Origin of the sequence: Arthrobacter sp. ZGTC131 (assembly GCF_002929275.1) — a bacterium.
GTDB lineage: Bacteria > Actinomycetota > Actinomycetes > Actinomycetales > Micrococcaceae > Arthrobacter.
Genome location: NZ_PJIK01000015.1, coordinates 110480 through 117228, shown reverse-complemented (window position 1 = coordinate 117228; position 6749 = coordinate 110480). Strand labels below are relative to the sequence as shown.

Below are 6749 nucleotides of genomic sequence, written 5' to 3'. Positions count from 1 at the left end.
CCGCGGCTTCGCGCTGCTCCTCAGACAACGAACTGCCCTTAAACCTGAAACTGCTCCCCGAAAGTTAGAACTGAATTGTTCAGTCCAACGGGCTATGGTGGCGCCGTTTATCACTCTTATCTCCGCGGAGTCCGACGGCCAAACGTTGCTTATTCAGCATCCTGTGATGTTCGGAATATCGAACTTTTGGCCAAGAAGCCAAGATGTTCGAAATATTGAACAAAGCCCATGCCAGTGAGCCGGAACAGGATCGACGGTCCGTAGGTCTACGACTTCTTTGACGGGCTCCTGCCGGAGGGCCAGGTGAGGTCGCACCTCGCCAAAGAAAGCGGCTGTCCACCCCGGGATGAAGTCGAAGGAGCCAGCCCGCTGCCCGTAGGTCAGGCCCCGAAGCAGGGGTGTGCCGTCAGGTTCTGAGAACCAGGCGATTTGGTCGTAAAAGTGGCGGTCGTTGTCGTCATCGAAGATCGTACGCGGAACCTTGTCCAGCTCCGTCGGCGGCCACAGTCCCGTTGCGATGAACGCCGCGTAGAGCGGGTCGCCGACCCGGTCCAGGTTGAAATCGCCAAGGACCATGAGGTTGGTGTTCCAGTCGTTGGGCCGGTCCGCCCAGTCCCTCATCCATTGGGCGAATGCGGTGATCTCGTGCAGCCTTTCGGCTGCATTCCTGCCCCAGAGCACATGCACTGACGCCAGGGTGAATTCGACCCCGTTCCAGGTGAAGCTGGCAGTGTATGGGGTGCGGGCGAACTGGCGCTGGGGGTCATCCCCAATCGGAGGCAGGACCATCTCGCCGACCAGCCCCGACGGCTGGACGCGCCGGCTGTCGTAGACGTAGGCGAGCCGTTCGCCGTTGCCGGCGGAACCTTCTGTCACGTCCGAGATGATGACCTGCCATTCCGGGCCGAGGGTGGCCAGCAGGTGCTTGAGGGCTTTGGGGTTCCGCCGTGGTTCCTGGAGTGCGACGACGTCGAACCGGGAGATCACCTCGGCCAGGCAGACAATCGCGTGCCGGTCCCGCTTGGGTGAGTCCTTCGGCCCCGCGGTCCATTTGTCGGTCAGGTCCCCCAGTGCGCGGATGTTCCAGGTGCCGATCAGGAGGTTAGACTCGGTCCTGGCGGGGACGGCTTTCATCCAGGGCTGCCCGCAGCCGGTCCAGGTCTTCCATCACCCGCCGGCGGCTGATCGCTCATGACTCCATCCAACCGGAGGAGCCGGGCGGTGCAAGCGATCACACCGCCCCTCTGGCCATGGAGAAAACCCGTCTTGAGTCAGCGGATCGTTTGCTCAGGATTCTGTAGATCGTACAACTCGCGTGATGTGCCTATGGCGTCTTTGTGTTCCAGGGACCAGTCCGCCAGCTGCTTAACCAACAGGGTGAGGCTGCTTCCGCGTTCGGTGAGTTCGTAGGTGACCTGTGTGGGGACAGTGGGATAAACGGTGCGGGTAACCAGGCCGTCGCGTTCAAGGCGCCTTACCGTGAGGGTCAGCATTCGCTGTGAGATCCCGTCGATTGCCCGCTGGAGCTCACGAAAGCGCCTGGTGCCCGAGGCCAATTCCACGATGACCAGCACGGACCATTTATCACCGATTCGATCCAGAACGTCCCGTATCCCGCAGTCCGGATGGTCGGCGTCGCCGCAGGGTTCCAGAACAGGGGTTACTTCCATGTGACTGCCTAACACCAAAGTGCCTCCTTGTGGGCCCTCGTCCGGTTACCGAAGATGAGTCTAGTTACCGAAAAGTACCAGTGAAATGAGCACACCCATGATTCTCGTTACCGGAGCCTCCGGCCACCTTGCCACAGCAATCCTTGAACACCTGACGCAGGCGGGCGCGTCTGCAACCGGAGCCACCCGTAACCCCGTCATGAACAGCCATCACTGGGCTTTGGACTTCGACGTCCCCGAAACGATCTCCTTCCAGGGCGTGGAAACACTGGTCCTGGTGTCAGCGGGAACGGAAGAAGACGACGTCGTCATCACCAGGCACAACAACGCCATCACGGCTGCCGAACGCGACGGGGTCAGGCACATCATCTACACGAGCCTCACCGATGCCGGCGACCATCTGGGATTCGCTCTTGCCCACCGCTGGACAGAGCGCCGGCTTCGCGATGGAAAGGTGGAGTGGACCATTTTGAGGAACGGCCTCTACGCCGAGCTGATCGGTCAGCTCCTGACCCCGCGAAACGGGGTCATCTCTGCGCCGTTCGGACAGCGCGGCGTCGCCGCGGTCGCCCGTAATGACCTTGCCGAAGCAGCGGCCATCATTGCCCGGAACCCCGAAAAGCACCAAGGCAGAACCTACAATCTCGTCGGGGACAAGATCATTACAGGTCAGGACCTCGCGGACGAGCTGGGGACGGAATACCGGCCAGGCAATCTTGGCGAACTGCGCCAGGCCTTGGACACAGCCGCGCTCCTGCCCTTCCAGCCGTCCATGCTGCTCTCCATCCATTCCGCCGCAAGCCATGGATTCCTCGAAGGGACAGATACCGACATCACCGACATCCTCGGAAGGGCCCCCCTGGACGCACTGGGCATTGCCGTGGCGGCCGCTGGACCTACCGTGCTGGCTGGGCGGACTGGGGCTACGGTACAAATATGACCACGGAAAAACCCAAAGCCCCCATCCGCCAGCTGCGCCTTGTTGTTGAGGCCGAGGATTACGAAGAGGCATTGGCTTTCTACCGCGATGTCCTTGGCCTACCCGAGCAGGAAGCCTACGAGGGAGAGGGTGATGCGCGGGTCACTATCCTGGATGCGGGACGGGCGACCCTTGAGTTGTCCAACCCCGCACAGGTGAAGCTCATTGACCGGGTGGAAGCCGAGGGTCAGCCCAGCGCCAGGCTCCGGGTCGCTTTCGAGGTGGAGGACACGGAAGCCGTGACGACCGAGCTCGTTGAGGCAGGAGCTGAACTGATTGCCGCGCCGCGGGAAACCCCATGGCGCAGCCAATGAGCTGGAAGCTAAGAAGGCCCTCGGTCGTAACCCCACCGGGGGCCCTGCTTGTCGGGTGGCTCGACATCTCACAGGGACTGTGAGTTGTTGATCTACTTAGAAGAACTTCCAGTATCGTATCGGCGGAATCCCGCGGGGCACTTGTCCTGAAAACTGGCGCGAAGTGGCGCGTCGAATTGGAAGTTTGTGGCGCCGGCTCCGTAGTTTTTGCCGTATCGGTCACGGTGCAGTTCGGAGCTAGAGACCCCCTGCCCCTTTCGGTACAGATCTTGGTGACCCCTTCAGATTGGCTGTTACCCTGCATCTTCACCGTCACGGTCACCCCGAGTCCAAGTTCGACGTCATGTGCCGGCACTCCATTACTGCCCAGCGCACGCTGTTATGACGGGGAAATACGGATTGGGCACATATTCGCACGGACGCCAGACATGGAGTCGAACCCATTTGCAACGAGTGCGTGCTGGCGGTCGCACAGGGTTCCACCGCCGCCTTTTCGTCTACCGGACTGTGGTTGGTCCCCAGACCCATTGTTGGGCTGAGACGCGGGCGGTGTTCCGATAGTTGGTTCTCTTGAACGTCGCCACGACGCGGATGAACTTGTCCCGGTCGTTCAGGGTCAGCCGGTAGCTGGAACCTGTCGCCCCAGGAACCGGACGCCCGTCGCGTTGCCATTGCCAGGTCACGGCCGTCGGAGCCGGGAACGGCATGGCGGTGGAAGCCCTCAGCGTCTGTCCGGCCAGGAATGCACCCCCACGGGTGATGCCCTGAACGACAGGGGTGGGGAGTTTGGTGAACACGGCCAGCGGCCGTATCGCCTTGGAGGTCTGGGTTGCGGTGACGGTGCCGGCGCGTTTGTACGTGACCTTGAAGGTGACCACATGCCACTGGTCAGCTGCGGTCAGCCGGTAGGACGCTGCGGTCGCCCCGGTGATGGGCTTCCCGTCGCGGTACCACTGGTAGATCTTGGTGGTGGCAGTGGGAGAGGTCGGGCTGGTCCGGGCGCTGACGGTGTAGCCGGTAGCAGCGGTGCCTGCAATCCAGGGCGCGGGGCCGAGGATGAAGTTGAGGGGCACGGCAACTGCCGCGGAGGCGGGGCTGAGCCCCCGGTCGTAATTGGTCTTCTCGTAGAAGGCTCTGACCGTCATCTTGTGGCCGGTGTCAGCGACCGTGAGGCGGTACGTGGGGTCCGTGCTGGGCCCGGCCAACTCGATTCCGGACCGGTACCAAAAGTAGCTCACCGCATCCGGAGCCGGCGACGGAGCCGGTCCGGGGACGGCAGTGAGCAGCTGGCCGGCCAGGGCGGTGCCCTTGATGGTGGGTGCGGTCATGCCCGCGAATTTGCCGTAGATCTGCAGGCTGCTGTAGCTGCGTTTGCCATCGCTGGTGAAGTTGGGCGAGACCGGTTTGGCGGAGACCGAGATGCGGTGGCCGACGTCCTCGGGGCGGACGGTGTAGGTGGATCCGGTGACTCCCGGGATCGTCCACATGCCTTTGTCGCCACGGTCCTGACTCCACTGGTAGGTGTAGGTGACCGACCCCGGTGCAGGCGGAAACGGTGTGGGGGCTGACGTCGTCACCGCGGGAGCGGAGGCCTTCAGCACCTGCCCGGGATACGCGGCGTAGGGCGCCGCGGTGCTGGTGCCCATGGTGATGACCGGCTGGGACGCGGGCAGGATCGAGCCGCGGCGTGCAATGCCAAAACTTGCAGTCTCGGTCCAGCTACTCCTGTATCCGGGCGCCGAGACCGTTACCTGCGCGGTGATCTCTGCGCCCATGTCCGCCTCGGTCACGGTGTAGCGGGCCGGGGCGTCAACGATAGGTAGGCGTTCCGTTCCGGAACCAAGCTGTCGTGATGGTGGCGTCAGCCTCATTGAGGGTCGGCTGCGAGTTGTGCGTCCAGACGTTGACGCCGAGTTCATTACCCAGTACAGGCATGGCGTCGGGGGTCAGCCATCCTGTGATGAAGCCGAGGACAGGTTCTGTCTCCTCGGACGTCAGGACTTCAGGCTCAGAGTCGGCCTTGGTGGCGGTGACCCGGACTGAGATGCGCTTCCCGGCGTCCATTGCCCGGAGGAAGTAGTACGGCCACGACTGTGCGGGGACCAGGGCCTCGCCGTCATGCAAGAACTGGTAGCTCAGGCTGCCGGCCGGCGTGGTGCCCGGAAATACAACGCTTAGATAGGAGTGGACAAGCGGGCTGCCTTCAAGACGCACCGTAGGTGCAGGCGCGGGGGCTTCGATAACGGTGCTGACGGGCTCATCAGCGGCGGCCACCGGGACGGGTACGGAAAAGGCGAGCAGCCCTAGGACCACGGCGAAAGCAGACACTGCCCGGTGACCCACAGTCCGCAGGCGCGATGAAGATTTTGTCACGTGCTGTTCCCCCAGCTCGGTGTGGGCCAAGCTGCGACCGCACGATTATTCCGCTGAGAATATCTTAGAGGAGCACGCTTCGCCAACGCTCACCGCCTGACCTTTCGCTAGGCTCGCCTCCGCAATCTCTCCCTCCGACGACACGACCTTCTTAGGCCCTCTGTGGCTCCAACGAGCCTGGCTTCCTGTCCTGATTGTGATGCGGCCTGATCCTGACGAGTTCCGGTTACGCGTACGATTCCACTGAATTCATTGACATATGGGGGAACTTTGAAACGAACATTGTCCATCGCTGCAGTGGCCGTCCTGGTCGCCGCCCTGGCCGGGTGTGGCAGCTCCGGCACGCCCACGGGCGATTCTTCGACTGCAGCGTCCGAGCAGACAAAGACCGTCCCGGACGTCGCCGGCGAGTCCTTCCCTGTCGCGAACAACTCGCTCAACAAGGAGGGCCTGAGCGCGGTTGCCTACGGCAAGGACGGCAAGGAATGGAAGACCGTGTACCCCGGGGACACGAAGGTGATTTCCTCCGATCCGGCCGCCGGCTCCAGCACAGAGCAGAAGCTCATCAAGTTGACCGTTGACCTGAACGAAGCGGACGTGATTGCGGCGGCCAAGACCGCCGACGCAGCAGCCGAGAAGAAGAGGCTCGAGCGGATCGCCGCAGAGAAGAAGGCAGCCGAAAAGGCCGTAGCCGCCAAGAGGGCCGCCGCGGAGGCCAAACTGAAGCCGAAGGTGTACTCCGGCTTCGGCGATGACGTGCTGGCCATCAGCAAGCACGACACGGGCGCCGAAGCGATGGTCATCCGGCACACCGGAGGAAGCAACTTCGCCGTCCACTCACTGGATTCGTCCCTGGAGTCCACGGACCTGCTCGTGAACGAGATCGGCCCCTACAACGGCACCGTCCTGCTGGACGGCAGCTGGTCTGACACGGAGACCTCCAAGCTGAAGATCACCGCCGGTGGCGCCTGGACAATCACCCTGGTGCCGCTGCAGAAGGTGAAGTCCTTCAACGGCAAGGCACCCATCACCGGCACCGGGGACGACGTCTTCCACTACACGGGCGAGATCGGCTCGGCAACGTTCACGCACGACGGCGGTTCCAACATCGCGGTGAAGACGCACGGGCTGGATCCCGATCTGCTGATCAACGAGATCGGGCCCTACAAGGGAACCGTCGTGTGGGCTCCGGGACTGTACACGGTCACCGCGGACGGGAACTGGTCCGCCACCATCAAGTAAGAATGACCAGGAACTTCAGGCCGTCATCCTTATGCTCGATGCCTGAGCTGCGAGCCGTGAGGGCTCCCTACCCCTAACGACTCGGGGGAGCGGTAACGGCGACTCATTTTCAGTTAGTCCCTCGTACGATGGCCACACATGCCGGATGCCCGAGAATGTATGCGGAGCATA

7 protein-coding genes and 1 pseudogene are annotated in these 6749 nt (G+C 62.6%); 4 read left to right on the top strand and 4 right to left on the bottom strand.

Going from position 1 to position 6749, the window contains the following annotated elements:
* The first annotated feature begins 303 nt into the window (after positions 1-303).
* The gene (locus CXQ90_RS23250) at positions 304-417 is read left to right on the top strand and encodes a hypothetical protein (protein WP_368783938.1); all 114 of its coding nucleotides are present in this window, start codon (positions 304-306) and stop codon (positions 415-417) included.
* Between the two features lie 120 nt (positions 418-537).
* Here CXQ90_RS23250 and CXQ90_RS23245 read toward each other — a convergent pair.
* Both CXQ90_RS23245 and CXQ90_RS17555 read right to left on the bottom strand, forming a co-directional pair.
* Positions 538-1134 (bottom strand): annotated as a pseudogene (locus CXQ90_RS23245) (endonuclease/exonuclease/phosphatase family protein); the annotation flags it as partial.
* A gap of 137 nt (positions 1135-1271) precedes the next feature.
* The gene (locus CXQ90_RS17555) at positions 1272-1670 is read right to left on the bottom strand and encodes a helix-turn-helix domain-containing protein (protein WP_104140635.1); all 399 of its coding nucleotides are present in this window, start codon (positions 1668-1670) and stop codon (positions 1272-1274) included.
* 85 nt (positions 1671-1755) lie between these two features.
* On the opposite strand from CXQ90_RS17555, the gene CXQ90_RS17550 reads away from it, so the two are divergent.
* Both CXQ90_RS17550 and CXQ90_RS17545 read left to right on the top strand, forming a co-directional pair.
* Positions 1756-2610, top strand: a complete 855-nt coding sequence (locus CXQ90_RS17550; protein WP_258064581.1) for an NAD(P)H-binding protein — start codon at positions 1756-1758, stop codon at positions 2608-2610.
* On the top strand, positions 2607-2963 hold the full coding sequence (locus CXQ90_RS17545) for a VOC family protein (RefSeq protein WP_104140633.1): 357 nt from the start codon (positions 2607-2609) through the stop codon (positions 2961-2963). Before CXQ90_RS17550 ends, CXQ90_RS17545 begins: the two co-directional genes overlap by 4 nt.
* A gap of 497 nt (positions 2964-3460) precedes the next feature.
* On the opposite strand, the gene CXQ90_RS17540 is transcribed toward CXQ90_RS17545, so the two are convergent.
* Together CXQ90_RS17540 and CXQ90_RS17535 are read right to left on the bottom strand one after the other, a co-directional pair.
* Positions 3461-4738: a hypothetical protein gene (locus CXQ90_RS17540; protein WP_104140632.1), complete on the bottom strand. Its 1278-nt coding sequence runs from the start codon at positions 4736-4738 to the stop codon at positions 3461-3463.
* A gap of 34 nt (positions 4739-4772) precedes the next feature.
* On the bottom strand, positions 4773-5336 hold the full coding sequence (locus tag CXQ90_RS17535) for a hypothetical protein (protein ID WP_146068928.1): 564 nt from the start codon (positions 5334-5336) through the stop codon (positions 4773-4775).
* A gap of 270 nt (positions 5337-5606) precedes the next feature.
* On the opposite strand from CXQ90_RS17535, the gene CXQ90_RS17530 reads away from it, so the two are divergent.
* Positions 5607-6578, top strand: a complete 972-nt coding sequence (locus CXQ90_RS17530) for a PASTA domain-containing protein (RefSeq protein ID WP_146068927.1) — start codon at positions 5607-5609, stop codon at positions 6576-6578.
* Positions 6579-6749 lie beyond the last annotated feature (171 nt).

Excerpts from the sequence above, each read along its gene's own strand:
- CXQ90_RS17555 (WP_104140635.1), bottom strand. The coding sequence starts at position 1,670 with ATGGAAGTAACCCCTGTTCTGGAACCCTGCGGCGACGCCGACCATCCG.
- CXQ90_RS17550 (WP_258064581.1), top strand. The coding sequence starts at position 1,756 with ATGAGCACACCCATGATTCTCGTTACCGGAGCCTCCGGCCACCTTGCC.
- CXQ90_RS17545 (WP_104140633.1), top strand. The coding sequence starts at position 2,607 with ATGACCACGGAAAAACCCAAAGCCCCCATCCGCCAGCTGCGCCTTGTT.
- CXQ90_RS17540 (WP_104140632.1), bottom strand. The coding sequence starts at position 4,738 with ATGGGCGCAGAGATCACCGCGCAGGTAACGGTCTCGGCGCCCGGATAC.